This window comes from Sulfurimonas marina (genome assembly GCF_014905095.1).
Classification (GTDB): domain Bacteria; phylum Campylobacterota; class Campylobacteria; order Campylobacterales; family Sulfurimonadaceae; genus Sulfurimonas; species Sulfurimonas marina.
Genome location: NZ_CP041165.1, coordinates 962,959 through 988,614, shown reverse-complemented (window position 1 = coordinate 988,614; position 25,656 = coordinate 962,959). Strand labels below are relative to the sequence as shown.

The following is a 25,656-nucleotide window of genomic DNA, read 5'->3' as shown; positions in this document are numbered from 1 at the left end:
AAAGTGATAAAAGAGAACTATTATTATGGACACCCTAAACACCCTTCCTGATTTTTCAGAAGCAACAAAAACAATGATTCAGTTTATGGAGGCTAATGGTGATACATACTGGGAGTTTTATCCGACAACTCAGAAACTTTTCATCTCTAATCAAATATATAAAATTTTAGGCTATAAACCGAATGAAGTTCTACTTGATCTTGCTTTATGGAAAAAAATCGTCCATCCGCAAGATTTTGAAAAAGCTTCAAAACAATTTGTCTCTATGCTTGAGGGGAAAATATCACACTATCATTCCGAGATAAGAGTCCAGCGTAAAGACGGTACATATGTATGGTTACTCGATCGTGGACAAATTTCTCAAAGAGACAAAGACGGCAATGTTACGCTAGTGACGGGTACACATATAGATATTACTGAAAGACACACTCTAGAGCAAACAGTTATGCGTTCAAAAGACACCTCGGAAAAAACTATTAACCGCCTTCAAAATGTACTATCCGTTACAAAAGACGGTTACTGGGAGTGGGATGTACAAACAAATGAAGTTTATTTCAGTCCCTCTTGGAAAGCGATGCTTGGCTATGAAGATGACGAGATTGAAAATAAATTGAGTGTATGGAAAGATCTTTTACATCCTGATGATAGTTTTGCTAAAGAGGAGGCACAGAAGCTAGCTCAAAATGCTATGACAGATTTTAAAATAGAGTTTCGTTTACGATGTAAAGACGGTAGTTACAAATGGATCCTTTCACGTGCTAAAACTATTACAAAAGATGAATACAACCGTCCTTTACTTATTGCCGGGACACATGTTGATATAGATGATGACAAAAAACTGCAGGATAAACTCCAGCAACTCAACAAACGTTTTAGCAATATGTTCCAAAACCATGATGCCGTTATGCTCCTTATCGATCCAACAAACGGAGCGATTATAGATGCAAATAAAAGTGCAGAAACTTTTTACGGCTATAAACATGATGAGCTTTGCAGTATGAGTATTGGGCAAATCAATACTCTCAGTGATGATCATGTAAAACGCAAACAGACTGAGGCATTTAATAATGATAAAAACTTTTTTATATTTGACCATCAACTAAAATCAGGAGAGATTCGAACGGTAGAAGTTCACTCCTCCCCTATTAAAACAGACATAGGAGAACTGCTCTTTTCCATCATTATCGATATAACACAAGAGAAAGAGAATAGAATTAAACTCGACAAAGCGCTTGACCAGCTTTCTCAGGCAAAAAAAATTGCCAAACTCGGTATTTGGGAATACAATATTGCTAAAAACGAATTAACATGGTCTGATGAGATATATGATCTCTTTGAATTAGACAAAGAGAAGTTTCAACCCTCTTACGAAGCATTTTTAGAAATTATCCATCCAGGTGACAGAGAGCGGGTAAACAATGCATACATCCAATCTTTAGAGAGTAAAAAAGGGTATAAAATTGAACACCGCCTTTTACTTAATAACGGTCGAATCAAATACGTTCTAGAACAATGTGATACAGAATATGACACATTAGGAAATCCAGTGCGTTCCCTTGGAACCGTATATGACATCTCACATGTTCAAGAGTTAACAAATAAAATTGATCAAGAAAGAAAAAGATATAAGAGTCTTATGGACTTAGCTTCTGACGGAATTTTTATTCTTGATGTTGAAACCGGTAAACTGCTACAGTATAGTGAAGTTACAAAAAAACTGCTTGGTTACACTGATGAAGAGATGCAAAACTTAACTGTATTTGATTGGGATAAAGACTTTACTATGGATGACTTTCAAGAGATAGTTAAAAACCTTAGTACTACTCCTGTCAATCTTGAGAGAGTTCATACAAGAAAAGACGGGTTTACTTACCTTGCATCGATCTCCGCTGTAAAAATCCATATAGATAATCAAGACTATATCTATGCATCTGCTAGAAATATTACTCAGGAGAAAAGACTACAGCAGCAACAAGAGGAATTACTTGCAGAACAGAACTCTTTACTTTCACTTTTTGATAAAGGGGATTCTGTACTTTTTAAATGGACAAACGATAAAACATGGAGTATCGTATATGCTTCAGAAAATGTGAAAAGACTTCTTGGATATTCTAAAGATAACTTTCTCTCAAATGATGTTACCTATGCAGCATGTATCCATCAAGATGATATACAAACGGTTACTAATGAAGTAGAGGAAGCCATTCAACATAATCTTGATTTTTTTAGACATAAACCTTACCGTATTATTACAAAGTCAGGAGAGATCCGCTGGGTACTAGACTATACTGTTACACAAAAAGACAAAGATGGAAGTATTACTCATTTTATCGGCTATATTACAGATGTAACGGAACAAAAAGAGAATGAGATCGCTCTCTTTGAAGCAAAACAAATTGCAGATAAAGCTAACCAAGCAAAATCCGAATTTTTAGCGAATATGTCTCATGAGATTCGTACACCTTTAAATGGGATCATCGGTCTCACCGATGTTATACTAAACTCAAATTTAGATCATATGCAACGGGACTATCTCAATAAAGTTCACTCCTCATCTCATGCCCTGTTACATGTTATTAATGATATTTTGGACTATTCAAAAATAGAAGCCGGGAAAATAGATATCTTACCAATTGACTTTCAGCTCGATACAATGCTCAAAACTATTAGTGATCTCTTCAGCCTGCAGATCCATAAAAAAGATTTGAAATTTATGCTCAATATTGATGAAGATATTCCAAACAAGCTTATAGGTGATTCACTAAGACTTACTCAAATACTGAATAACCTAATCGGTAATGCAATAAAGTTCACTCCAAATGGTTTCATAAGTTTAGATATTAAAAATCTTAACAAAACAGAGAGTGATATTACACTTGAATTTATTGTCCAAGACAGCGGTATAGGGATCCCTGAAGAACATCAAGAAAATCTTTTTAAAGCTTTTGAGCAAGGGGATAGTTCTACCACGAGAAAATACGGTGGTACGGGTCTTGGACTTATGATCTGTAAAAAGCTTGTAACACTTATGGGTGGAGATATATGGGTAGAGAGCCAAGAAAATCAGGGAAGCAGTTTTTACTTCTTCCTTACTTTTAAGTATCATGAGGAGCTAAAGGAGAAAAATATTCTACACAATATAGATCTCTCTACCCAACAACAAAAAGAACAAGATACTATACAGTTAAAACTAAATACTCCAAAAAATGCCTTACTTGTTGAAGACAACCAGGTAAATCAACTTGTTGCATCTATATATCTGCAAGAATACGGCTTTGACGTGAATATAGCCAACAACGGTGAAGAGGCTGTTAAGATGGCGACAAAAAATCACTATGATATTATTTTTATGGATTTGCAGATGCCTGTTATGGATGGCTTTGAGGCTACTAAAAAGATACGGGCGTTTGATTTTATTACACCGATCATTGCTCTTAGTGCTGCTGTTTTAGAAAAAGATAAAGAGTTAACACTAACATCAGGTATGAACGGCCACCTCGCTAAACCTATAGACAAAGAAGCTCTGGATAATATCATTAAACTCTATTTTTCAGTAACTACGGAGATAGAAGAGAAATTTCAAGAGGAGCAAGCACTGCAACTTGAGGGTATAAACATTGAGAAACTTCAACAAAACCTTATCATTGATACGCAGACTCTTTATTCTCTTTATCAAAACTTTTACAACTCCTATGCAACTACACCGGGTATTATCGATAAACTTTATAAAAATGATCTCAAAGAGTTCTATGCTTTAATTCACAAGATCAAAGGAGCAAGTGGAAACCTCCATATAGATACACTCTACCAACAAGCAGTAGATATTGAGGAGTTGGGAGTAACTTCTGAGCGAGTATCTACATATATCGATACTTTACAAAGTGTTCTAGATGAGATAAAAACAAAGATCATACCTCTTGTACCTGCTAGCAATGAAGAAAAACTTACTCAAAATGAGACACTTGCATTGCTTGAGAAAATCACCAAACAAATTGAAAATATGCAATATATCGATCAAAAAGAGATTGTAACTTTAACAGATTCGTTACAATTCTATCTTTCAGAGACAAAAACTCAACATATTAAAAAACTTTTCGATAAGTTTGATGAAGAAGAGTTACAAACAGTTTTACCAAAAATAGCAAAGGAGATTTCAGATGGATAATAAACCCATTGTTCTTGTTGTAGATGATGAACAAACAAATGTTGATATTGTTTCAAATATACTAACCGACAAATATGATCTCCGTGTTGCACATAATGGGACGAAAGCACTTATGGCAATTGAAAAGTTTAACATAGAACTTATACTGTTAGATATCCAAATGCCTGGCATAAACGGTTTTGAAGTAGCAAAACAAATCCGTGAACAAAAAAAGTATGATCATATCCCTATTATATTTCTTACGTCACAAAAAAATGAAGACTCCATTGTAGAGGGATTTGATATCGGAGGAAACGACTATATTACAAAACCTTTTAATCCAAAAGAGCTTATAGCAAGGGTACAAACGCATCTTCATGTCCACCAGTTACAAAAGTTTTTAGAGATGATGCTCAATATGCAGTCCACTATTATTGTACTTAGCGATGGAGCTGATCTCACTTTTATAAATCAAACAGGTTTAGATTTTTTTGATTTTGAAGATAGTGACCAATTTTTTAAATATTTTACGTGTATATGTGATGCCTTTGTCAATATTAAGGGTTGCTTTTATCCAAATCCTGATGACCAAAGTGGAGAATGGATAGAGAAGATTCAAAAACTTCCTCAGGACAAGAGAAACGTGGCAATTCGTTCCAAAGATAGCAAGATAACTATATTTCATGTTTCTGTGCAATCGATTCCCGCTTCAACAATGTACATAATCGATTTTAATGATATCACTGAATCTATTGAGAAACAACGACTTCTTGAGGAGCAAGTGATTCACGATCCTTTAACAGGGGCTTATAATCGTACCTATTTTCATCAAAATGTTGATAGATTTACAAAAAATAATCGCTACAATGATGAACTAAAAGTAGTCGCATTTTTCGATATTGATTACTTTAAACAGGTAAATGACACATATGGTCACGATGTCGGGGATATTATTTTACAAGAGTTTGTTGAAGTGATTCAAAACTCGATAAGAGATACAGATACACTTATACGCTGGGGCGGAGAAGAGTTCATATTAATTGTTTCATTACAAGAGAGAGCATTTGTTGAAAAAATACTTGAAAAACTAAGAAGTGCGATCGAACAATACAACTTCACAACTATAGGAAATATCACCTGCAGTATCGGTGCGACTTTCTTTCAAACCAATGAAGATATTTATGATACTATAAAACGTGCAGATATTGCCCTTTATCAATCTAAAAGTGATGGTAGAAACAGGATTACTCTACTGTAGTTCTAAAAGCAGTTTGGAATAATCCCTATCCTCTTTTTCAAGAGTATGTTTTTCTAAAGATATCCCTAGATACATAGCTTGTTGTTTCAAGTATGCACTTAAAGATAAAATCTCGTTAATATCGTTCTCTTTGGAGACTACCAAAAAATCATCCCCCGAAATTCTAAAGACATGTTTATGTTTAAATTTTTTAACAATCTCGTTACATAAGGATTTTAAGAGTAAATTACCCGCTTCCCAACCATATTCTCTATTGTACTGATTCATCTGATGTATATTGAGTTTATAGATATAAACCTTTTGATCGGCATAGTCATTTTCAAGTACCACAGGGAGATATTCAGCATTGTAACTTCCCGTTAACCTGTCATGATAAAAGAATGCAAAACGCTTCTCTTCTAGCGGTGTATTTGGTGTCTGATCGTGATACTGCTGTATATTTATATCTTTTAAAACTCTTTGAGCAGTTTCTGCAACTTCAGGATGAAACTGCTGACCTGAACACTGATTAATCTCTGCCAATGCTTCTGAAACGCTTTTAGACTTTTTATAAATCCTGTTTGTCGTCATTGCATCAAATGCATCCGCAACCATCATTATTCTAGCTAGAGGAGGTATAGCATCTCCGGAGATTCCCATCGGATACCCTGTCCCATCATATCTTTCATGATGATAACGCATCACCTCTGCGATCTCTTTATAATCCTCTGTTTGCATTAAAAGCTCATATCCTGTTTGCAAATGCAGTTTCATTATCTCATACTCATCAGGCTCAAAGTGTGTCGGTTTTAATAAGATAACGTCAGGGGTTGATATTTTTCCTATATCATGTAAATGAGCCGCATCAACAAGCAAATCTATATCTTCTTGGGGATAATTCATCCCTTTTGCAATAAGCTCACAATATATAGCTACACGTTTTGTATGTCCCGCAGTATAAGGATCTCGTTTATCAATGGCATCTATAAGCATCAAAAGCATCTTGTTTTTAGAATCAAGTATATGTTTTTGCAATGTTTTATATTCAAGGTCTTTTGTACGATCGCGAAAAAGTGTTACTATCTTTGTTTGATGGTCCACTCCCTCTATAGTAGAGGAGATACTCATCACCGGTAACAAAGTCCCGTTTTTAGCACGAACTATATCTTCATCTATCCTGCTTACACCGTTAATCTTATCAACATTATGTATAGGGCATTCAGCTTGAGAAATTTTATGTCCACGTATATCATAAGCATGTATCTTTTCATGTATGGAGATGTTTAATAGTTCCTCTTTTTTATAGCCCAAAATATCGAGTGCAGTATCATTAATAAACTCTAAAGTTCCGTCTCTCTTGGTTACATATAGCCCATCCCCTATCCCCTGGGCAATCATATAAAACAGCTCAAGATTTTCCTCCGCCAGCTTTTTTTGTTCAAATATAGAAAGATAAAGACGGATACGGTTTATCAGTAAATTGTCATCTAAAGGTTTTGTCAGATAATCTACCGCACCCGCTGCAAACCCTTTGGCAATAAACTCTTCGGCTTTAAAAACTGCCGTAATAAAAATAATAGGGATATGTTGCGTTTGATGTGTACTTTTAAGAAGCTTGGCAACCTCATATCCGTCCATCTCCGGCATTTGAATATCTAAAAGTATAAGATCAATCGGTTGACGCAATAACATTTTAAGGGCCTCATCTCCACTAGAAGCCTTATATACTTTAACCTCTTGCATTTTAGAGAGTATCAACTCATATGCATAGAGGTTATCTTCAACGTCATCTATACACAACAGATTATATATATGCTTTTTCATAATAGGTGTTCCACACAATTTTTACCACGGGCTTTTGCTTGATATAAAGCTTTATCTACTTTTTCCAACAAAGTAGCAGGTGTATCCTCTTTTTGATACTCCACAACTCCAAAACTACATGTAACACTCTTAAGACCGTGCGAAGTATCTTCCTCAATGCTTTTACGAATATCCTGAGCTACAGAAATGGCGTCTTTTAGCTGCGTATGCGGTAATATAATTAAAAACTCTTCACCGCCGAATCGACATACTAAATCACTTTGTCTTAATGAGATGATATTGTTTGCTATAGTACGCAGTACTTCATCCCCTTTCGGATGTCCGTAAGTATCGTTTACATCTTTAAAATTGTCTATATCAAAAAAGAGCAGAGAAAAAGTATGTCCATATCTTTTAGCCTGAGCACACTGATGTTGCAGTTCTTCACTGCATCTACGACGATTGTAAAGCCCGGTAAGGGAATCGTGTAGAACATCGTGCCATAACATCTCATTCTCTTCCTGAATTTCACTGATATCTGTAAAGGTTATGAGAATATCCTCATCATTTCCCATACATACGGCATCTGCTTTAACCGTTATCCCCTCTGCTTGATGTTCAAACTTCAAATTCATAATAGTAGAAGCTTGTTTAGATTCTCTTGCTTTTTCTATCAATTGTGCCAAAGAGTCTTGAGAATCTCCATGCTCATCAAAACAAGAGGAGATATCATGGTAGTGGATATTGAAGCTCTCTTCAGAATCATAACCGGAGCACTCAAAAAAAGGCCTGTTTGCTTTAAGGAGTTTATGACCATCGGTGACAATCACCATACTTGGTTGCATCTCCATCATATACTCGATCAAACTTAGTTTCTGTCGAATCTCTTGCTCTTTTGTCATTAAACCTATCTGCATCCAGATACGAGCTATAAGTTCTTCACTTCTAATAGGTTTAGATATATAATCGTTCCCACCTTTATTAAAGGCTTCTGAAACAACCGTATCATCATCTCTTGCTGTTACATAGATTATGGGAATGTGAGACAAGGCATCTCGTTTGCGGATCAATGAGGCCATCTCAAATCCATCAATTTCAGGCATCATAATATCAAGTAAAATAAGGTCAACTTTATGTTCTAAAAGCCATTTAAGTCCTGCTTGGGCAGAGCGTACACAGTGGATTTCAAATTGAGGCACTTTGTCAAGTAGAGCTTTCAGGGAAATAAGATTTACCTCATCATCATCAACACATAACAAATGATACTTCTTCATCTTATCCTACCTTCTGAAAAATCCTGCTCTCTATGTCAACAACTTTAAACCTATCCCTAAACTCAAATATTAATGTTTCGCTTGTACCTAATTGTAGATATCCGCCTACAGATAAAGAATCGTAAAATAGTTGGAAAACTTGATTTTGCAATTCATCATCAAAATATATTAGTACGTTTTTACATAAAATAAAGTTAAACTCATTAAACGAACTATCTGTTGCAAGGTTATGCTGAAAAAAGAGTATCTTTTTTCTAATCTCTTCCGTAATCGAAAAAAAGCTCTCTTTGAGTTGTATATTTTCATCAAAAGGTTTCTTTTGTAGAACTGTTTGCGCATTTAAACGGTTTGTCGATAGATGCTCAACTGAGTAGAGACCGTTTCTAGCGATCTGAACCATCATCTCATTAATATCTGTTGCATAGATTAATGAATTTTCTAAGAACCCATTTTCATGTAACATCATCCCTAAAGAGTATGCTTCTTCACCGCTTGCACATCCTGCAACCCAGAACTTCATATGGGGAGAAATCTTTTGTTCCTCTTCTATAAAGTGATTTAAACCTTTAAAAGAGTAAGGCTTTCTAAAAAACTCCGTGACATTTACCGTTAATGCAAATAACATTTTTTCAAAACGCTCTTTATTTAGGATAACACTATGATAAAACCCGTTATGATTATCACTGGCACATCTTTGTATTTCAAGAGCAAGAAGTCGTTTAAGGCTTTGAAGATTGTAGTGGGTAAAGTCGTATCCGTAAATTTTTTTAAGCAGTCTAAAAAAGAGAAGCTCTTTATTAACAAAGCTGTTATCGTTTAAAATTCTTAAAAGCTCACATATCACCTCTATAGACAATACATGAGAAATTTTCTCTGTTTGAGAGATACTCTCAGGCATTAACGTTGCCTCACACTCTTTGGATTTTTGTGCAATCATATATGTCCCATGAGATAAAACTTCCCCAACAACGTCACTGCCGTCATGTCCATAGCCGCAACTTGTTATACATATAGCATGTGGACCATACTCCTGCGCTATTGACCTATAGAGGACACTTACAGAAGGTCTTGAATAATTAACTCTATTGCTTTGCTCCAAGATGATATATCCATTTTCCACTTTCATGTGATAGTTTGGAGGTGCAACGTACACCTTGGCTTTTTCTACTTTTTGTAAATGTTGTGGAGATATCACTTCCAAAGAGGTAAAACGCTGTAACACGCTTGGAAGTAAACTCATCCCTTCATAACTGGCATGCTGTACGATAAAAACACTTATATCAGTAGAGACAATACATGAAAGCATTTTTTGAAACATAGTCGTACTTCCTGTACTTCCCCCTAATGCTATAGCCTGAATATCGTTATACCCCTCTTTATCACAGGAGATATTTATCTGAATTCCTAAAGAGTGCAAATATGCATAAAGTCTCTCTTGTGTTACATCTACTTTTAGCATCGGATATTTTTTGGTAGTAAAAAGCTCCTGTAACCACTCCACCATTACCCTCGGTACAACATAAATCTTTTCAAAGACCAGCTCTATCTTATGATCTGTACACGTCGTCTCTAAAAATGTATCTAGCTGGGAGATTGTTTCTTCATTTATCTCCCCTTTTATGATCACTTTATGGATCTCTTCATCACACTTATTCAAAAACATCGTTTTCATCTTTTATATAACCAGCTTTCAACCATGCGCTCTAAGTTCTCAAACTCTATCGGTTTTGTGAGATACTCATTCGCCCCTACTTCAAGCGCACGTTCAATATCTTCTTTCATCGCTTTAGCACTTATCACTATGATCGGTAAATTTTCAAGTCCCATCTCTTTACGAATCTTTTTAATCGTTTCATACCCATCCATCTCCGGCATCATTATATCCATTAATACAATGTCTATCTTCTCTTTTTTTAAAGTTTCTAAAGCTTCTATACCGTTAAAAGCATTTTCCACATTCGCACCTGTTTTTTCAAAAAGAGATGAGAGGGCAAAAATATTTCTTACATCATCATCAACTATCAAGATAGTTTTTCCCGCTAAATTAACAGATGCTTTGGAACTCTTCTTAGCAGGCTGTTCAAGTACAGTTGTTTCAATACTATTTTTATTAGAACTATTCGTTAACTCCGCTTTCTTTATTTGGCGTAACGGAATTGTAATTTTAAACTGGCTCCCTTTCTCCGATGAGCTTTCAAGTACAATCTCACCACCCATCATAGCAATAAACTCTTTACTAATTGAGAGACCCAAACCTGTACCGCCATACTTTCTACTGCTTGAACCATCTGCTTGACGGAACGGATCGAAGATAATATATTGCTGCTCTTTAGAGATACCTATTCCCGTATCTGTTACTAAAAACACTAGTTTGTTTTGTATCTCATCTTCAAATATACTGACCGTTACCGATCCCTTATCTGTAAATTTAAATGCATTAGAGAGTAAATTTCGCAACACTTGTAAGAGCTTATCGTAATCTGCTTCAAACTCCCCTTTATACTCATTGGAAATTGAAAACTCCAGTGACTTTTCCTGTGCCAGATAATCAAATTCCTGATGCAGTTCAGTAACAAGAGTGTCCAGTAAAAAAACTGTGTTATGCAATTCCAGTTTTCCTGACTCACTCTTTGCAAAATCCAAAATGTCATTGATCAAGCGAAGCAGATCGTTTCCTGACTTATGAATTATCCCTATTTTTTTAACAACCTCTTCATCTTCGGTAGCTTTGAGATCGTCTACAAGAAGTTTTGATAATAGTATTATTGCATTGAGAGGCGTACGTAACTCATGACTCATATTTGCAAAAAATTCACTCTTATAACGATTCGCTCGCTCAAGTTCTGTATTTTTAAATAAAAGTTGATCTTGCGTCTGTTGCAACTCACCGTTTTTTATCTGCAGATCTTGTGCTAAAACTTCAAGATTTTGTTGCTGTTCCTCAAGCATTACGTTTGACTGTTTTAACTCTTCACTTTGATTTTGTAACTCCGCTTTTTGCTCTTGTGTTTGTGCAAGAAGTTCTTTAGTTACATCTGACTGTATAGCCGGATATAAAATAGAAGCAAAAGAGTGTATAGCTTCAGATAAGAAGTATATCTTCCGATCTGACAACTTATCTATTAAAGCGAACTCTATCACTCCGATAAGTCGCTGTTTATAGATAATCGGTTCACAAAGAATCATTGTTGGAGTTACAGAGAGTATTGCAGTGTTTATTTTTAAGTTTTTAATATCGTCTATATGTAAAGCTAAACGTTTTTTCTCCAGAGCACTTTCCCCTACACTCCCCTCACCCAGTTCAAAGAACTCTTTAAAGTATGACGATTTTTGATAGGCATAAGAAGCTTTGAGTGTAAGTATTTCATTGAGTTCATCATAAACATATAATGCTGCCATCGGTATATTAAGATATGAAGATAAAAACTCTAAAGCAGTTTTTGAAATATTTTCAACATCTTCAACCAAGGCCGTTTCATTCATCAAATGTGCAACACCGCTTTGAAACCATATAGCATCATACAGCTTCTCTAAAAGTACGTTTATTGTCTCTATCGTTTCTGCAAATGCACCTTCAAATTCACTGGAGTCTATCCGTTTTTCATATTCTGAATGTTCAATGGCATCTTTGATCTCATTTACTGAACTTGTTAAAGATCGTAAGACATGTGTTTGCTTGAGAAGCATTTGATTGATGGGCTCAAGTTCCATATAAAGTTTTGGTGATGAGTTTGTTGCAAAATTTCCTTGTGAAATATTTTTTGCATTTTCATTGATATATGAAACATTTTTCATAATCTCATTTACAATCATAGTCATTAAAAAAGTTGCACCTAAGATAGTTAAAACAATAAGAAAAACAATTTTCTTTACATCATTATGATATGGGGCTAAAACCTCATCGAGATCTACTTTTGTGATCAAATGATAATGGAGTCCTCCCATCTTAATAGGTACACTAACGGCTATCACTTCTTGATAATCATAATCCAAACCTTGTATAAATACTTTACTTTCACTTTGTAACGCCTGCTCCACAACATCAGAGTGGATTCTAAAACTTTCTGACTTACTGAAAGTATTAAAAAAAGAGGGCTGTGCTCCGTTATGGAGAGTAGAACTTTTTACAACATAATCTTCACCCACTAAATAAGCTTCTTTACTGACAAGCTCCTCTCCGACAATATTTACAAAACGTGAAATATTCTCATATGGTATTTGCATAGCAGCTACTGCTAAGAGCTCTCCGTTTTTATCGGTTATAGGGATTGCACCGAAAAGAAAAGGTTTCGTTCCGCTTATCGTATAGATCCCCATATCGCTTAAGTATATTTTTTTTGTCTGCAGTGCTTCTGCAAATGCAACTGCTAGTTTTGTCGTTTTTAATCCAGGTGAAGAGAGTACACTTTTTCCTAAATCAGGTTCTTTTAACGCTGTATATATAATATTTCCATCTTTTGCATCAATAATAAACAGGTCATATAACTCATGTAAACGTGTATAGTTTTTAAAATATTTGTCATTTTGGAGAAAAAGCTCTTGAGATTGTTTGGAATCGGTCTGTTTTTGAGTATTTAGAAGATATGAAGTAAAATCTATAAGTTGGGTGTTTTTTGCGAGAAGTTCTAACTCTATTATGTTGAATTTTATATAACGCTCTATAGAGCGTTTTTTTATCTGGGTTGCAATCTCCAACTCCTGATACCTTTGTTGTATCAAAGTGTTTTTTGCATCAGACAATATCTTTGCCCCGATGGTTATCCCCATCAGGACAAATAATAAGATCATACTGACGATTAAATTGTTTTTTAAGGACTTAAATCTCAACATGTGCATCTTCTTTATAGAGCTGCACTCATTGTATCATAAAATAACTAAAAAAGTTAAAATCGAGTACTTTTACAACGGTGAAGCCTCTGCAAATGTGAGTGATGGTCGGTCAATATAGAAACCTTGAGAATAATCGATACCGAGATTTTTTACTTGTGTCAATATAGTACTTGAAACCACATATTCAGCCACTGTTTGTACACCGAGTTTCTTAGCAAGTGCTACGATAGTTTCAACCGCAATAAGAGAAGTTTTGTCAGTACCTATTTTCTCGATCAATGAGCCGTCAATCTTAATATAATCAACTTTAAGATTAATAATATGGGAGAAGTTAGAGTATCCGCTTCCAAAATCGTCAATCGCAATTTTCGCTCCCCTTCTTTTGATCTCCTCTATAAACCTGCCCACTTTTCTAAAGTCTAAAATCGCTTCAGATTCTAAAAGCTCAAACGTAATTCGGGACGGTTCAGGAAAGTTTTTAATTTTATTAACAATATATTCAAAGACCTCATTGTTCATTATATCTTCTATAGAGAGGTTTATACTCACTTCATGATCGTTATTTTCAAACTCTTTAAAAGCTTTGTCAATTATAATCTCTGTTACTTTGTTGTAGATCTTTAAACTTTTGGCAACCGGTATAAAAACCTGCGGGGAGATAACATTATTGTCTTTATCAACTAAACGTGCAAGACATTCATACTTGTTTACAACACCTTGATGGTTATCGTAAATAGCTTGATAATACGGCACGATTCTGTTGCTATTGATCGCTTCTCTTACAACTTGTGAGAGCTGTAAGTTTTTTTCATACTCATTTTCAAAGTTCATAGAGTCTTCATAGATCCAAAACGGCAGGGAATGGTCCTCTGCATATTTTAGTGCCATAGAGACTTTTGAAAAAAGGTTAAAGTTATCTTGTGAGACAGACGATGACAAAGTGAAATTAACAAAGATATGAATATCCTGATAAGTAATTACCAAGTTTTGCAATGACTTATAAAGTTCACTCAAGTACGCTTTTAATCTGTAAAAATCATACGTATCATCCAAGATTACAGAGAACTCTGTTCCTGAGAGTCTATAGATGGAAGTTTCATCGAAGATCTCTTTTAAAAATGTACTAACATACTCGATTACATAATCCCCGACTACAAAACCGTAAAAGTTGTTAATAGTTTGAAAATTATCGATCTTTATAAGTACTAAAGTGTTATTCTCTTCATCATTTTGAAGATCTTTTCTTAATTGATACAAGTTTGGGAGATTTGTTAAGTGGTCGGTAAAATATCTTAAAAAGAGTTGGTTTCTATACTCGTCAATATTATTATGAGTCTTATCATACATTGTGTAGAGTTGGTCTAAAATCTCATCACTAGTATTCTCATTCTCTTTTACATCATAGTCATATACACTTAAAGTTGTAATATTTCTATCATCATGTTTTAAAAGAACTACCTTGGCATCCGGAAAGTTTTTATCAAGTTCCCGTATTAAGTTTTGAACTAAAACAGTGTTATGTATATATGATGCTATATGAAACAACGGTATAGTGCTACAACATCTTTTTACTTCATTGATCACATCCATTACTTCCGTGGAGGATTTGATCTTAAAACGATTTAATTTTAATTTTTCATTTGTTTTTGCCATAAATGTCCCTATCGATTTGTAATCATAACATATTTCTAAAAATATCAAAGTATATTTTAATAGCAGTTTCTATATACTCTATAAAATCTTTTTACGTGTATGGTGGTAACATTGAAATCTTTCCAAAATCTTGTTTTATTACAAAATCTATACAGATTAAAACATATTGGGTTTGAATATATTGACCACTTCGAAGTAAATGAGAAAAAAAACTATGAAAAAGCAAGAACTCTGGAAGAACTGGTTTCAAACATTCGTTCCTGTTATCTGTGTGATCTCAGTAAATCTAGAACGCAAAGCATGAGCGGCTTCGGAAATCAAAATGCTTCGCTGTTTATACTTGATTATGCCGTTTCCCAGGTACAAGATACTGAAAACAACTATTTTGCGGGCAGAAGCGGAGAGACTTTAAAAAAGATGATCGAAAATGTGTTGGAGCTGAGTACAGATTCCATCTACATGACTCATGCAATTAAATGTAAACCGCTTCAAAGCAATAAACCTTCAGAGTCTGAATGGAGTTCTTGTAAACATTACCTTTTTTCTCAGTTGGAGTTTGTTTCACCAAAAATTATAGTCACGTTAGGGGAAGATGCATATATCCATCTAACAGGTGATACAAATAACTTTGAGAGTGTCAGAGGACATGTAATAGACTTTAAAGGATACAAACTTATCCCTATCTATCATCCTCAGTATCTCCTAAGAAATCCGGAATCTAAAAAGATCACATTAAATGATTTAAAAACTATAAAGAGTTGTTTATGAAAAAAATATTTTTAACTTTACTATTACCGTTTGCTATTTTTGCACAAAGTTATCTGGTTTCAGATATTCCCCTTCCAAAAACATATGTACTTGATCTTGATCCATATGAGTGTGATGAGGATTGTTTACAAGAGTTTTTAGACAATGAACAGATCTTCTCATTTTTATCGCACGCACAAAGAAAACTGCCAAATAAAGAGCTTGAAGAGATAAGAATGATCAATGCAGCGATTTTTAATATCGGTGTTTTCAACACAAACGGCAACTTTCAAGTCGCACTTTTACTTCCTTACAAACGTATAGGGAAATATGCGACATCAACAACAAATGCCGTTTTTGCTTATCTTATGACTAAAACTACACCGTTTAACATGAAAAGTTATAAGATAGAAGATGAGAACTACGATACGATCGAGGCTACACTGCAACAGATCAAAGCAGACGGTATAGAGTATGTGATCGCACCTTTAACTCACGAAGGGGTAGAAAATACTATAAACATCGATCCTGAAGTAAATATCTACTTTCCGACAACAAATAAAAACGATATTGAAACAAATTCACCTTACCTTAGTTTTGGAGGGATCGACTACTCTGCACAAAGTGACCTTCTTTTAAAAGAAGCTATCTCTCCCCTTGTTGTTTTTTCAGATACATCTGCGACAGGAAAAAAACTTGCCCTTTATCAAGAAAACAGATTTTTACACCCTGTTGTAGAGGGTGCAGAACCAAGTGCATTTTCTGAAGAGCATGAGATTCAAACACCGCCAAGTGATGAAAATAAAAAAGTATTAAAGTACTACATCTCTACACGTACTACAAACCTTGAACGCTATCTAAAAGAGAATGAGAATATTATTGAAGGTTCATTTATGATCAATACCCCTATTATCAAAACGGGTATGATTATGTCTCAGCTTACACTCTATGACACAAATGCGACAAATGTACTCTCAACGCAGATCAACTACAATCCCCTACTCCTTTCTATGACACAATACAGAGATAGAGAAAATATGGTCATTGCAAACTCTATAACAAAAGAGGACAATATGCAAATAGAGATGAACTCACTAATCGGCAATGACATCAAATATGACTGGATCAACTATGCGACGATTATCGGTGTAGATTATTTTTATTCGCTTGTTACAGGGGAAGCTAGAGTGTATGATTTGGTAATTGAAAATGAGCAAGTGATATATGATATTGAACTTTTACAGCCAATGCGAACAAAGTTCGCAAAATATATACCACTCTCTAAGGAGTTAGAAGAGAGAGAGGATTAATTCTTTCGTTTCTTTATCGATCTTTTTAGGTGCCCCTTCAAAAGAGATATGAGCTAAAAGTATCTCCAACTCAAATAACTTTTCATCCTCTTTATACACTGTTTGTTTAAGTGTAAAAGAGGCCGCTTTCATCTGTGTCAGCTCCGTTTTTACTTCTAAAACATCACCAAGTTTTGCACTTTTAAAATAATCTGCAATAATTTTTCGAGCAACAAAATGCCCATCTTCTAAGTATGGCATTAAACCTTTGTCAAAAAAAGCCTGACTTCTGGCTCTTTCACAAAAGTTTAAATAGTTTGAATGATACACTATACCACCTGTATCTGTATCTTCATAATAGACCCTTATTTGCATACTATAACTCCCTTTGAAACTTAAATCTGTTTAATTTGTGTAATTGTAGCAAGAGTTAGTGAAACACACCTATATATATTGTTCAAAAATTCCTAAGGCTTTGAGAAAATTTTCACTTTTTATTTTTTGAACACTTTTTGCAACATGTAAAGTACATATATAAATTTATGTTCCGAATGTAAGAGGATTATGCTCATTAGCTTATTAATAAAGAATAAGTTATGTTATACTGTATAGCAAAAATCACTATTAAAATGGTCAAAAAAATGAGTCTAAAATATTTTTTCAAAAGGTTTTATTTTTCTAGAACTCAAGCTCCCCTTCTGGTAACACTTGGCTATACCTTAACTGCTGTTCTTTGGATTCTTGGATCAAGTCAATTGCTGAGTCATATTGAAGACCCAAAACTTATTCATCAAATCGAAAAGTTTAAAGGACTCGCTTTTGTTTTTATCACTTCCGGATTGCTTTATGTACTTTTGCGAAGCTGGTATAAGCGTATCATGGCATCGCACGATCAATTGAAAGCAACTCTCGATACCATACCAGACCTGCTTTTTGAGGTCGATCTGGATGGGCGCTATTTTGACTATCATTCTTCTCGAGATGATCTTCTTGCAGCTCCAGCTGATAAGCTGATTGGAAAAACCATTCATGAAATACTTCCAAAAGATGCCGCTGATGTCTGTATTGAAGCTTTGTACGAAGCCAATGTAAGTGGTTCATCCCATGGAAAACAAATTGAATTGTTACTTGGAGAAGAGCATAAATGGTTTGAACTCTCAGTTGCACGAAAAATCGATCTACATTCAACAAAGCCCCATTTTATTGTCCTCTCACGTGACATCACCGAGCGTAAATTAACCGAAGAACAGCTTCTTAAACTTTCACAGGCAATTGAGCAAAATACGAGTGCTTTGATGATTACTGACGTTCAGGGAACAATCGAATATGTGAATGCTGCTTTTACGCGTATAACTGGATATACACCCCAAGAAGCTGTTGGTCAAAATCCTCAATTTCTGGGTTTATTTAAAACTCCAACTAATCTCTATAATGATTTGTGGAACCATCTGATTAAAGGAGAACAATGGTCAGGGGAATTTATCAACCGTAAAAAGAATGGAGAAGAATATTTTCAATCAATCGTAGCAACGCCAATTATAGATAAAAATGGGAATATAACCAATTATATGGCCGTAGGAGAAGATATCACGAATAGAAAAAAATCGGAAGAACAAATCCATTTCCTCGCGAATTTTGATCCATTAACCGGTTTGCCAAATCGTGTACAGATGGAAGATCGTTTTAACTACATAATAAGCATTTCACGACGAAATGAACATCCATTTGCATTAATGTTCCTCGATTTAGACCATTTCAAAGACATTAACGATTCGTTAGGACATAAAGTGGGAGATGAGCTCTTGATCAATCTTTCTCAACGACTCAAATCAATCCTCAGAGAGGAGGATACTATTTCGCGGCTAGGGGGAGACGAATTTGTCCTAGTTCTTCCTGATACAGATGCTCATGCTGCAACGGTTATTGCGCAAAAACTCTTAGAGAGCATTCATCAAACTATTGTTTTAAGCGAATACGAATTGAGTGTCACCTTTTCAATAGGAATAGCTCTCTATCCCAGTGATGGAAATTCACTTGAAGTTCTATTAAAAAATGCTGATGCAGCGATGTATCGTGCCAAAATTGAAGGCAGAAACAGCTACCGCTTTTTTACAGAAGAGATGCAACAACAATCGATGCGGACCCTAGAACTCAGTAATGCACTTCACCATGCCATACAGAACAATGAACTTCATTTGGTTTACCAGCCTCAGATATCAGCGAATTCATCAACTATCATAGGAGCAGAAGCATTGCTACGATGGAACCACCCAATCTTTGGAAATGTTTCTCCATCTGAATTTATTGCGATAGCTGAAGACAATGGATTGATTCTTCAGATAGGAGAATGGGTATTACGTAATGCGATCGCGCAAACAAAATTATGGATAGATAAAGGTCTGCCACCAATTATTATGGCAATCAATCTTTCCGCTGTACAGTTTCGTGATACGGCTCTTCCCGAGCTTATTGCATCGATTCTTCAAGAGATACAACTTCCTCCTGAATACCTCGAAATTGAGCTCACCGAAAGAGCAGCAATGCATGATCCGGAGAAGGCAATTGTTACTATGAACAAACTTCATAATCAGGGTATTCGAATGTCGATTGACGATTTTGGGACAGGCTATTCAAGTTTAAGTTACCTTAAAAAATTCAATATTTACAAACTAAAAATCGATCAGTCATTCATTCGAGACATCAATACCGATGCTGAAGATAAAGCGATTGTTGGAGCAATTATTGACATGGCTAAAGGGCTTGACCTTCTAACAATAGCTGAAGGGGTAGAAACCGTTTCCCAGCTAAAATTTTTAAAAAATCAAGGATGTGATGAAATTCAAGGGTACTTATTCAGCAAACCGCTGATTCCAAGCGAATTTGAATCTTTTGTTGCTGAAAGATTTAATGGGTCTACTCTTGTATCATGACGTTTTCAATATGAGTTTTACTTTGATCGTTTTATGGATTTTTCAATTTTCCAAAAAGTGTAGATTTTGGAACAAAACTATAAATCATGGAAGAGTTCTAATACATTACTGAGTGCAGAAGTGTCTAGTTTAGAGACTGTTCAAATTTTTTTGTCAGTAGATGATAAATTACAAAATTGCAACATAATCAGTATTAGGGGTATATTTTTTTGTTTATTCTTTAAATTTTGAAGCAGTAACTCTATGAAAGAGTTTAGTTATAAGCGTGGTGTTATAATACAAGGCCTTGTTCATAGCTTATTTTATGTAAAAGCTTTTGAGCAGTGTTTATTGATAATCCTGATTTTGAACAGGCTGTATCAAATGACTCATTATTCTTTAAAAGTCTAATCATTACATTAAGTCGTAGTGTTGTAGAAATACTTTTTATGTCTATTGGCAAATTCTCACCTTATTTTTTTGATTGGTTGCGGAAGTTGGATTTGAACCAACGACCTTTGGGTTATGAGCCCAACGAGCTACCGAACTGCTCTATTCCGCGATATATTTAGTAAGTGTTTTGTATCAGTAAAAAGAAGCTTACAAATGGAAAGGATGGAAGTCTTTATTTTAAATATTAGGCAGATAACTCTGCCCATTTGTACTTTTATGAGAGTCTAACGTTCTCAGCCTGTGGACCTTTTGTTCCTTGCCCTATTTCAAAAATCACTTTTTGACCATCATTTAGGGAAGTTCTATCATCATAATTACTTAGTTGACGGTAATGTACAAATACATCTTCACCACCATTGTCTTGTCCGATAAAACCGAAACCTTTGTCTTTATTGAACCATTTAATAGTTCCATTTACTTGAGTTGCCATAGCAATTCCTTAAATTGTTAATACATATCATTACTGAAATGCTCAAAATTATAATGTGGAGTGTTGTTCTGTTGGGAGGTTAATACTGTAAACTGTAAGTAAGCAATAAAAATCTTGCATTAGATGAAACTCTAAATCATCATTCGATGGTCGAAGTATAGCTGAACAATTGTTTAATAGCAAGTACTTTAAAAGACTTATCATCCAATAGTTGCAAATTACTGTACCTTTTGGAAAAAAATCAGATACTAAATTTCCCTTAAACTCCTGATTTTAAGAAAGTTGATCGATAAAAAGAGCTTTATTTGTATAGAAAATTATATAGTGTTGTTTCTTTATATGTTTTTTAAAAGTATCAAAGCTTATTCTCAACACTCACCTCACAAAAAGATATAATAGTATCAGCTATATACAATCCATTAATAATTTATAGGCTAGAAAAAAATGAAGAACAATATCCCTACAACAGTATTTATGCTTGGCTTTGTTTCATTGTTTATGGACTTATCCTCAGAGCTTGTACACAGCCTTTTACCTTTATTATTGGTCAATGTTTTACATACAAGTATGTTAGAGGTTGGTATTATCGAAGGGGTTGCTGAAGCCACTGCTCTAATCATAAAAGTTTTCTCCGGGAGTATCAGTGATGCTATAGGGAAAAGAAAAATACTATTACTTATAGGATACGGACTTTCTACTTTTTCTAAACCTTTCTTCCCTCTTGCACAACATATGGAGACTGTATTTTTTGCACGATTCGCCGATCGAATCGGTAAAGGAGTACGAGATGCTCCAAGAGATGCACTCATAGCAGACGTAACACCAAAAGAGATAACGGGTGCAAGTTACGGACTGCGCCAATCAATGGATACGATAGGTGCAGTACTCGGTCCTCTTGCTGCGGTTGCATTATTGTTTTTGTTGGATGATATCCGCTTAGCTTTATGGTTTGCCTTTATCCCTGCACTCTTTACAATCTATATTATTTTCTTTAAGGTCAAAGAACCCTCTCATGTAAAAAGAACAGTTAAAACAAAACAGATATTTTCACTCTCTATCATGAGCTCTTTTTCTACCTCATTTTGGATCGTAGTTACGATCGGTTCACTTTTTATGCTCGCCCGTTTCAGTGAAGCCTTTTTAATTTTAAAAGCACAGGAAGCAGGTTTTAAAATAGAGTTTGTCCCCCTTGTTATGGTTGTAATGTCAATTGCCTATGTCTTTAGTGCATATCCTGCCGGAGTACTCAGCGACAGACTAGAACGTAAACATATGCTCTCTTTGGGACTTCTATTTTTGATAGTATCTGATCTAATACTGGCAAATGCTTCATCTTATATAACTATCTTTTTGGGAGCTTTCTTATGGGGAATTCATATGGGGTTTTCTCAAGGGATACTAACAGCTATGGTTGCCGATACAGCCCCAAGAGACAAAAGGGGAAGCGCTTTTGGTTTTTTCAATCTTTTTAGTGGTCTATCCATGCTGCTTTCAAGTATATTTGCCGGTTGGCTTTGGCAAAGTTTCAACTCTTCCTTTACATTTTACACAGGTGCACTTTTCGCATTATTGTCATTTATAATAGTGTTGTGGAAACTGCAAGAAATGAAAAGTAATACTCAAAATATATATTAAAAGTTGTAAATCAAAATTTATACACTAAACTTGTTGCCTGCGTAAAGTCTCTTTTATCAACAAAAAGCGCAGGATCTGAATCGTAATCAAAATTTACTTTTAAAGAGACAAAAAACTTTTTATATACATTTACTTCCAACTCTAAAGCATTTGTAACAATATAGTCGCTTGTGTTATCAACTTTTGGTTGATAATATCCTATATAACTAATTTTTGCATCATCACTAAATTTATTAGTGTACGAGATATAAATATTTGCTCTTGCATTATTTTCACGAGGATCGATCTGTGTAGTATAGTTGATATATTCACCAAATACACCTGCACCTACATACATTTTCCCCATCATTTGATGAAAAATATGAAAACGATACCCGCCCCCTAACAAATAGCGATGCTTTATCTTTGTAAACTCATTTGTTTGAGACTGACCGAAAAACTCATAATTTATATCTTTTTTATCATAAAAAGTATGTATATAACGAAGATGCAGATATGTTTTATTTGTATTTTTAACACCTTCAACCTCTGCATAATTTGCACTTGCCTGCAACCATGTTACATATGAGCTGTTATTGTCATACTGAACTTTTACTCCGCCTTTATATTCGTCTTTTTCGGTATTTCCTCTCGCATTTTGTACTGAGACCTCTACTAACCCACTGACACCCGGTTTACTCCCTATCTCCACAGGTGCAATTGTTACAACCGCAAAAGCATATGACACTAAACTAACTAACAAAAGAAAAAAACGCATTAAGACCCTTTAAAAAAATTAGCGAATTGTAATCAATGATCTCTAAACCTTTTCTTTAAGCAATGCAACAGCATTAGAGTATATAATTACATTATAATTTTCATAAGGAGAAAATATATAATGAACAGATTAATTACACTTTTAGCCGTCGCCTCACTTTCAGTAAGTGCTATGGCACTTGATAACACACAAGCGGAAAAACTTAACACGTTTTATTCAAAACTTACACAAAAAAATTTAGCAAATTCAAAACTTACAGTTACTGCAGAAGCGGTAATGAAAATGTTACGTGAGAAAAAAGATTTTATCCTTCTTGACGTACGTACACCAGGTGAAACATCTGTTGTTAGCCTTGTAACTGACAATACTGTAAAGATCCCTTTAGAGAACCTTTTTGAGGAGGCAAACCTTAATAAACTTCCAACAGATAAACCTATCGTAATAGTATGTCATTCAGGAGCTCGTGAACTTCTTGCTGCTTCAGGTTTACAACAAATAGGTTTCAAAAACATCCAAATTGTAAAAGGCGGGATTGCAGCAATGGCAGTTGCAAACAGCGTAAAAAACGCACCTGTAAAATAACCTAGGCTACTTATATAGATGGTCAAAAAAACATTTCTAACACTAATATCTCAAATAGTATTGGTCTTTTTTCTTGGATCATCATACCTTAGTGCTTCACATGTTCATTTAGATAACACTTGTGACGATACAGAGTGCGAACTCTGTATCGTTGTTAAAAACTTTCAAAATATCTCGTTAGATACTCCAACTGATAGTTCTGTTTTCATACCTTATTCATATGAACATATTGAATCAGAAACTTCTATCAAACTAGCTATAAACTTCAAAGGCTTTTTCAGCACCGCACCCCCTAGTTCTCCTCTTTTTTAATCAATACAAATCAACATTTTTATAAATACAGAGGAATAAACAACTATGACAAAATTATACACACTACTATTCGTGTTGTTTTTTGGCATCTCTTTAAGCGCTGAAAACACAACTCTAACATTAAGTTATGACAACTTTACATTTGATAATTCGAAACAAAAATACGAGGGGCAAAGGTTCAGTGCCTATGGTTCATACGCTACAAACAGCAATAAACTTGAAGCTATGTATGAAAGAGCAGTAACACAAACTTACCAACCGCCGCTTGATGATGATCTTAAAGTAAATAAGTACTACCTGCTATACACGCATAAGCTCAATAAAAATAACGCTTTGTTATTTGAATATATCTATGTAGATGACAACATTATGATTGGTGGTGTAAACAAATACGGGAAGCTACTGCCAAAACTTGACAATACAAATATCTATGCAGTTGGATACAGATATAAAGAGCTGCAACTTGTCGAGTATTTTAGCGATTACAAAAACTTTGATGTATATCAGAGCGATATCAAATACAAAATAAAACATAAGTTTGAAGGTTTCAATGCAAATATGGTTCTTATCGGAAAATATATCCACATTGCTGATAAAGAGAATGAAATAGCACTAAAAAATGCACTAAGCAACTACTACACAGCAGGTGCAAAAGTTCATGCTGCCTTTGGCTCATACCATTTTGGAGCGGCAGCACTTTTTGGGAAAAGATTGTTTGGAATTATGTTTGACGGTTTTCGTGTGCAGCACCATCCAATGGAGATCGACAGAACATATATGGCTGGAGTCGGAAAACATTTTGAGAACTTTGAGCTCCATGCAAAATATGTCTACCAAAGAGCTAAAGAGGTACCGCTTAACAATGAAAACGTGATCATTCAAAATATTATTTTAAATGCTACATATCACTTTTAATAAAGATGTTCCCTTTTAAAGTACTCTTGGGGTACTTTACAAAGCGGACACGCTTTTGGCGGTTTTTTCCCTCTGTGTACATGACCGCACACTTCACAAACCCAGTACTCATCTTCACTGCTGTTAAAAAATCCTTCAGCCTCTAATGCCTTTTTTAATTCGGCATACTCACGTTCATGTTCCACTTCCACTTTTGCGATCGCTTTTAACAAACGTGCGATCTCTTTATGCCCCTCATCCTCTGCGATTTTGGCAAAGTTCGGATACATCTCGGTATGTTCGTAATGTTCACCCTCTATGGCGATATCGAGATTTTTAAGCGTTTCATGCATCTCGATTCCGTGCATCAGTTTGTTATACGCCTCATATTCAGCTCTTGCATGATACTTTTCATTCATTGCAGCTTCAGCAAAATGATCAGCGATCGCATGCCATCCCGCTTCACGGGCAAGCTCACCGAAAAACTCATACTTGTTTCTCGCCTGAGACTCTCCTGCAAATGCTTTCATCAGGTTTACGGCAGTGAGATCCTCAGTAATACAATCCATATGCTTTCCGCAACATACTAATGTTCCGCCGCCTACATGCTGCACCTCTACTTCGTTCCCGCAAACACTACACTTATATGTTTCATACTGTCTCATCTGCTCTCTCCTAAAGTTAAGTTAACTCTAGTATAGAGAAGT

Annotated in this window: 18 protein-coding genes and 1 tRNA gene; 9 read left to right on the top strand and 10 right to left on the bottom strand. The window is 35.0% G+C overall.

Features of this window, described 5'->3' with window-relative positions:
- Window positions 1–25: 25 nt before the first annotated feature.
- A complete protein-coding gene (locus FJR03_RS05110) occupies window positions 26–4,165 on the top strand; it encodes a PAS domain-containing protein (protein ID WP_193114569.1) in 4,140 nt (1,379 codons plus the stop codon).
- On the top strand, window positions 4,158–5,402 hold the full coding sequence (locus FJR03_RS05105; RefSeq protein ID WP_193114568.1) for a GGDEF domain-containing response regulator: 1,245 nt from the start codon (window positions 4,158–4,160) through the stop codon (window positions 5,400–5,402). Before FJR03_RS05110 ends, FJR03_RS05105 begins: the two co-directional genes overlap by 8 nt.
- On the opposite strand, the gene FJR03_RS05100 is transcribed toward FJR03_RS05105, so the two are convergent.
- The 5 genes from FJR03_RS05100 to FJR03_RS05080 form a co-directional block, all read right to left on the bottom strand.
- Window positions 5,394–7,205, bottom strand: a complete 1,812-nt coding sequence (locus FJR03_RS05100; RefSeq protein ID WP_193114567.1) for an HD domain-containing phosphohydrolase — start codon at window positions 7,203–7,205, stop codon at window positions 5,394–5,396. The genes FJR03_RS05105 and FJR03_RS05100 overlap by 9 nt on opposite strands.
- Window positions 7,202–8,458, bottom strand: coding sequence for a GGDEF domain-containing response regulator (locus FJR03_RS05095; RefSeq protein WP_193114566.1), 1,257 nt, complete (start codon window positions 8,456–8,458; stop codon window positions 7,202–7,204). The genes FJR03_RS05100 and FJR03_RS05095 overlap by 4 nt, the downstream gene beginning before the upstream one ends.
- A gap of 1 nt (window position 8,459) precedes the next feature.
- Window positions 8,460–10,130 (bottom strand): CheR family methyltransferase, encoded by a 1,671-nt coding sequence (locus FJR03_RS05090; RefSeq protein ID WP_193114565.1) that lies wholly within the window; start codon window positions 10,128–10,130, stop codon window positions 8,460–8,462.
- A complete protein-coding gene (locus tag FJR03_RS05085) occupies window positions 10,127–13,246 on the bottom strand; it encodes a response regulator (RefSeq protein WP_193114564.1) in 3,120 nt (1,039 codons plus the stop codon). Before FJR03_RS05085 ends, FJR03_RS05090 begins: the two co-directional genes overlap by 4 nt.
- A gap of 111 nt (window positions 13,247–13,357) precedes the next feature.
- A complete protein-coding gene (locus FJR03_RS05080; RefSeq protein ID WP_193114563.1) occupies window positions 13,358–14,941 on the bottom strand; it encodes an EAL domain-containing protein in 1,584 nt (527 codons plus the stop codon).
- 99 nt (window positions 14,942–15,040) lie between these two features.
- Here FJR03_RS05080 and FJR03_RS05075 point away from each other — a divergent pair, with 99 nt between their 5' ends.
- Together FJR03_RS05075 and FJR03_RS05070 are read left to right on the top strand one after the other, a co-directional pair.
- On the top strand, window positions 15,041–15,709 hold the full coding sequence (locus FJR03_RS05075) for a uracil-DNA glycosylase (protein WP_193114562.1): 669 nt from the start codon (window positions 15,041–15,043) through the stop codon (window positions 15,707–15,709).
- Window positions 15,706–16,998 carry a hypothetical protein gene (locus tag FJR03_RS05070; RefSeq protein ID WP_193114561.1) on the top strand — a complete coding sequence of 431 codons (1,293 nt, stop codon included), beginning with the start codon at window positions 15,706–15,708 and terminating at the stop codon, window positions 16,996–16,998. The genes FJR03_RS05075 and FJR03_RS05070 overlap by 4 nt, the downstream gene beginning before the upstream one ends.
- On the opposite strand, the gene FJR03_RS05065 is transcribed toward FJR03_RS05070, so the two are convergent.
- A complete protein-coding gene (locus tag FJR03_RS05065) occupies window positions 16,978–17,352 on the bottom strand; it encodes a YbgC/FadM family acyl-CoA thioesterase (RefSeq protein ID WP_193114560.1) in 375 nt (124 codons plus the stop codon). The genes FJR03_RS05070 and FJR03_RS05065 overlap by 21 nt on opposite strands.
- A gap of 221 nt (window positions 17,353–17,573) precedes the next feature.
- On the opposite strand from FJR03_RS05065, the gene FJR03_RS05060 reads away from it, so the two are divergent.
- Window positions 17,574–19,907: a putative bifunctional diguanylate cyclase/phosphodiesterase gene (locus FJR03_RS05060; RefSeq protein WP_193114559.1), complete on the top strand. Its 2,334-nt coding sequence runs from the start codon at window positions 17,574–17,576 to the stop codon at window positions 19,905–19,907.
- 464 nt (window positions 19,908–20,371) lie between these two features.
- On the opposite strand, the gene FJR03_RS05055 is transcribed toward FJR03_RS05060, so the two are convergent.
- Both FJR03_RS05055 and FJR03_RS05050 read right to left on the bottom strand, forming a co-directional pair.
- Window positions 20,372–20,448, bottom strand: a tRNA-Met gene (locus FJR03_RS05055).
- A 105-nt stretch (window positions 20,449–20,553) separates the two neighbouring features.
- Window positions 20,554–20,769: a cold-shock protein gene (locus FJR03_RS05050; RefSeq protein WP_193114558.1), complete on the bottom strand. Its 216-nt coding sequence runs from the start codon at window positions 20,767–20,769 to the stop codon at window positions 20,554–20,556.
- 444 nt (window positions 20,770–21,213) lie between these two features.
- Between FJR03_RS05050 and FJR03_RS05045 the strand changes: the two genes are divergently transcribed.
- On the top strand, window positions 21,214–22,404 hold the full coding sequence (locus tag FJR03_RS05045) for an MFS transporter (protein ID WP_193114557.1): 1,191 nt from the start codon (window positions 21,214–21,216) through the stop codon (window positions 22,402–22,404).
- A gap of 10 nt (window positions 22,405–22,414) precedes the next feature.
- Here FJR03_RS05045 and FJR03_RS05040 read toward each other — a convergent pair whose 3' ends face one another.
- Window positions 22,415–23,161 carry a DUF481 domain-containing protein gene (locus FJR03_RS05040; protein WP_193114556.1) on the bottom strand — a complete coding sequence of 249 codons (747 nt, stop codon included), beginning with the start codon at window positions 23,159–23,161 and terminating at the stop codon, window positions 22,415–22,417.
- Window positions 23,162–23,281: 120 nt separating this feature from the next.
- On the opposite strand from FJR03_RS05040, the gene FJR03_RS05035 reads away from it, so the two are divergent.
- Genes FJR03_RS05035 through FJR03_RS05025 form a run of 3 tightly spaced genes read left to right on the top strand, consistent with a single transcriptional unit; the run spans window position 23,282 to window position 24,970 of the window.
- Window positions 23,282–23,743, top strand: a complete 462-nt coding sequence (locus FJR03_RS05035) for a rhodanese-like domain-containing protein (protein ID WP_193114555.1) — start codon at window positions 23,282–23,284, stop codon at window positions 23,741–23,743.
- 18 nt (window positions 23,744–23,761) lie between these two features.
- Window positions 23,762–24,055, top strand: coding sequence for a hypothetical protein (locus tag FJR03_RS05030; RefSeq protein WP_193114554.1), 294 nt, complete (start codon window positions 23,762–23,764; stop codon window positions 24,053–24,055).
- Window positions 24,056–24,100: 45 nt separating this feature from the next.
- Window positions 24,101–24,970, top strand: a complete 870-nt coding sequence (locus tag FJR03_RS05025; protein ID WP_193114553.1) for a porin family protein — start codon at window positions 24,101–24,103, stop codon at window positions 24,968–24,970.
- On the opposite strand, the gene FJR03_RS05020 is transcribed toward FJR03_RS05025, so the two are convergent.
- Window positions 24,967–25,614: a ferritin family protein gene (locus FJR03_RS05020; protein ID WP_193114552.1), complete on the bottom strand. Its 648-nt coding sequence runs from the start codon at window positions 25,612–25,614 to the stop codon at window positions 24,967–24,969. The genes FJR03_RS05025 and FJR03_RS05020 overlap by 4 nt on opposite strands.
- Between the last annotated feature and the right edge of the window lie 42 nt (window positions 25,615–25,656).

Bases quoted from the DNA above. Each gene is read 5' to 3' on its own strand.
- FJR03_RS05065 (WP_193114560.1), bottom strand. From the start codon at position 17,352: ATGCAAATAAGGGTCTATTATGAAGATACAGATACAGGTGGTATAGTG.
- FJR03_RS05030 (WP_193114554.1), top strand. From the start codon at position 23,762: ATGGTCAAAAAAACATTTCTAACACTAATATCTCAAATAGTATTGGTC.
- FJR03_RS05070 (WP_193114561.1), top strand. From the start codon at position 15,706: ATGAAAAAAATATTTTTAACTTTACTATTACCGTTTGCTATTTTTGCA.
- FJR03_RS05040 (WP_193114556.1), bottom strand. From the start codon at position 23,161: ATGCGTTTTTTTCTTTTGTTAGTTAGTTTAGTGTCATATGCTTTTGCG.
- FJR03_RS05110 (WP_193114569.1), top strand. From the start codon at position 26: ATGGACACCCTAAACACCCTTCCTGATTTTTCAGAAGCAACAAAAACA.
- FJR03_RS05035 (WP_193114555.1), top strand. From the start codon at position 23,282: ATGAACAGATTAATTACACTTTTAGCCGTCGCCTCACTTTCAGTAAGT.
- FJR03_RS05060 (WP_193114559.1), top strand. From the start codon at position 17,574: ATGTTATACTGTATAGCAAAAATCACTATTAAAATGGTCAAAAAAATG.
- FJR03_RS05090 (WP_193114565.1), bottom strand. From the start codon at position 10,130: ATGAAAACGATGTTTTTGAATAAGTGTGATGAAGAGATCCATAAAGTG.
- FJR03_RS05025 (WP_193114553.1), top strand. From the start codon at position 24,101: ATGACAAAATTATACACACTACTATTCGTGTTGTTTTTTGGCATCTCT.
- FJR03_RS05020 (WP_193114552.1), bottom strand. From the start codon at position 25,614: ATGAGACAGTATGAAACATATAAGTGTAGTGTTTGCGGGAACGAAGTA.
- FJR03_RS05045 (WP_193114557.1), top strand. From the start codon at position 21,214: ATGAAGAACAATATCCCTACAACAGTATTTATGCTTGGCTTTGTTTCA.
- FJR03_RS05075 (WP_193114562.1), top strand. From the start codon at position 15,041: ATGGTGGTAACATTGAAATCTTTCCAAAATCTTGTTTTATTACAAAAT.
- FJR03_RS05085 (WP_193114564.1), bottom strand. From the start codon at position 13,246: ATGATCTTATTATTTGTCCTGATGGGGATAACCATCGGGGCAAAGATA.
- FJR03_RS05080 (WP_193114563.1), bottom strand. From the start codon at position 14,941: ATGGCAAAAACAAATGAAAAATTAAAATTAAATCGTTTTAAGATCAAA.
- FJR03_RS05100 (WP_193114567.1), bottom strand. From the start codon at position 7,205: ATGAAAAAGCATATATATAATCTGTTGTGTATAGATGACGTTGAAGAT.
- FJR03_RS05095 (WP_193114566.1), bottom strand. From the start codon at position 8,458: ATGAAGAAGTATCATTTGTTATGTGTTGATGATGATGAGGTAAATCTT.
- FJR03_RS05050 (WP_193114558.1), bottom strand. From the start codon at position 20,769: ATGGCAACTCAAGTAAATGGAACTATTAAATGGTTCAATAAAGACAAA.
- FJR03_RS05105 (WP_193114568.1), top strand. From the start codon at position 4,158: ATGGATAATAAACCCATTGTTCTTGTTGTAGATGATGAACAAACAAAT.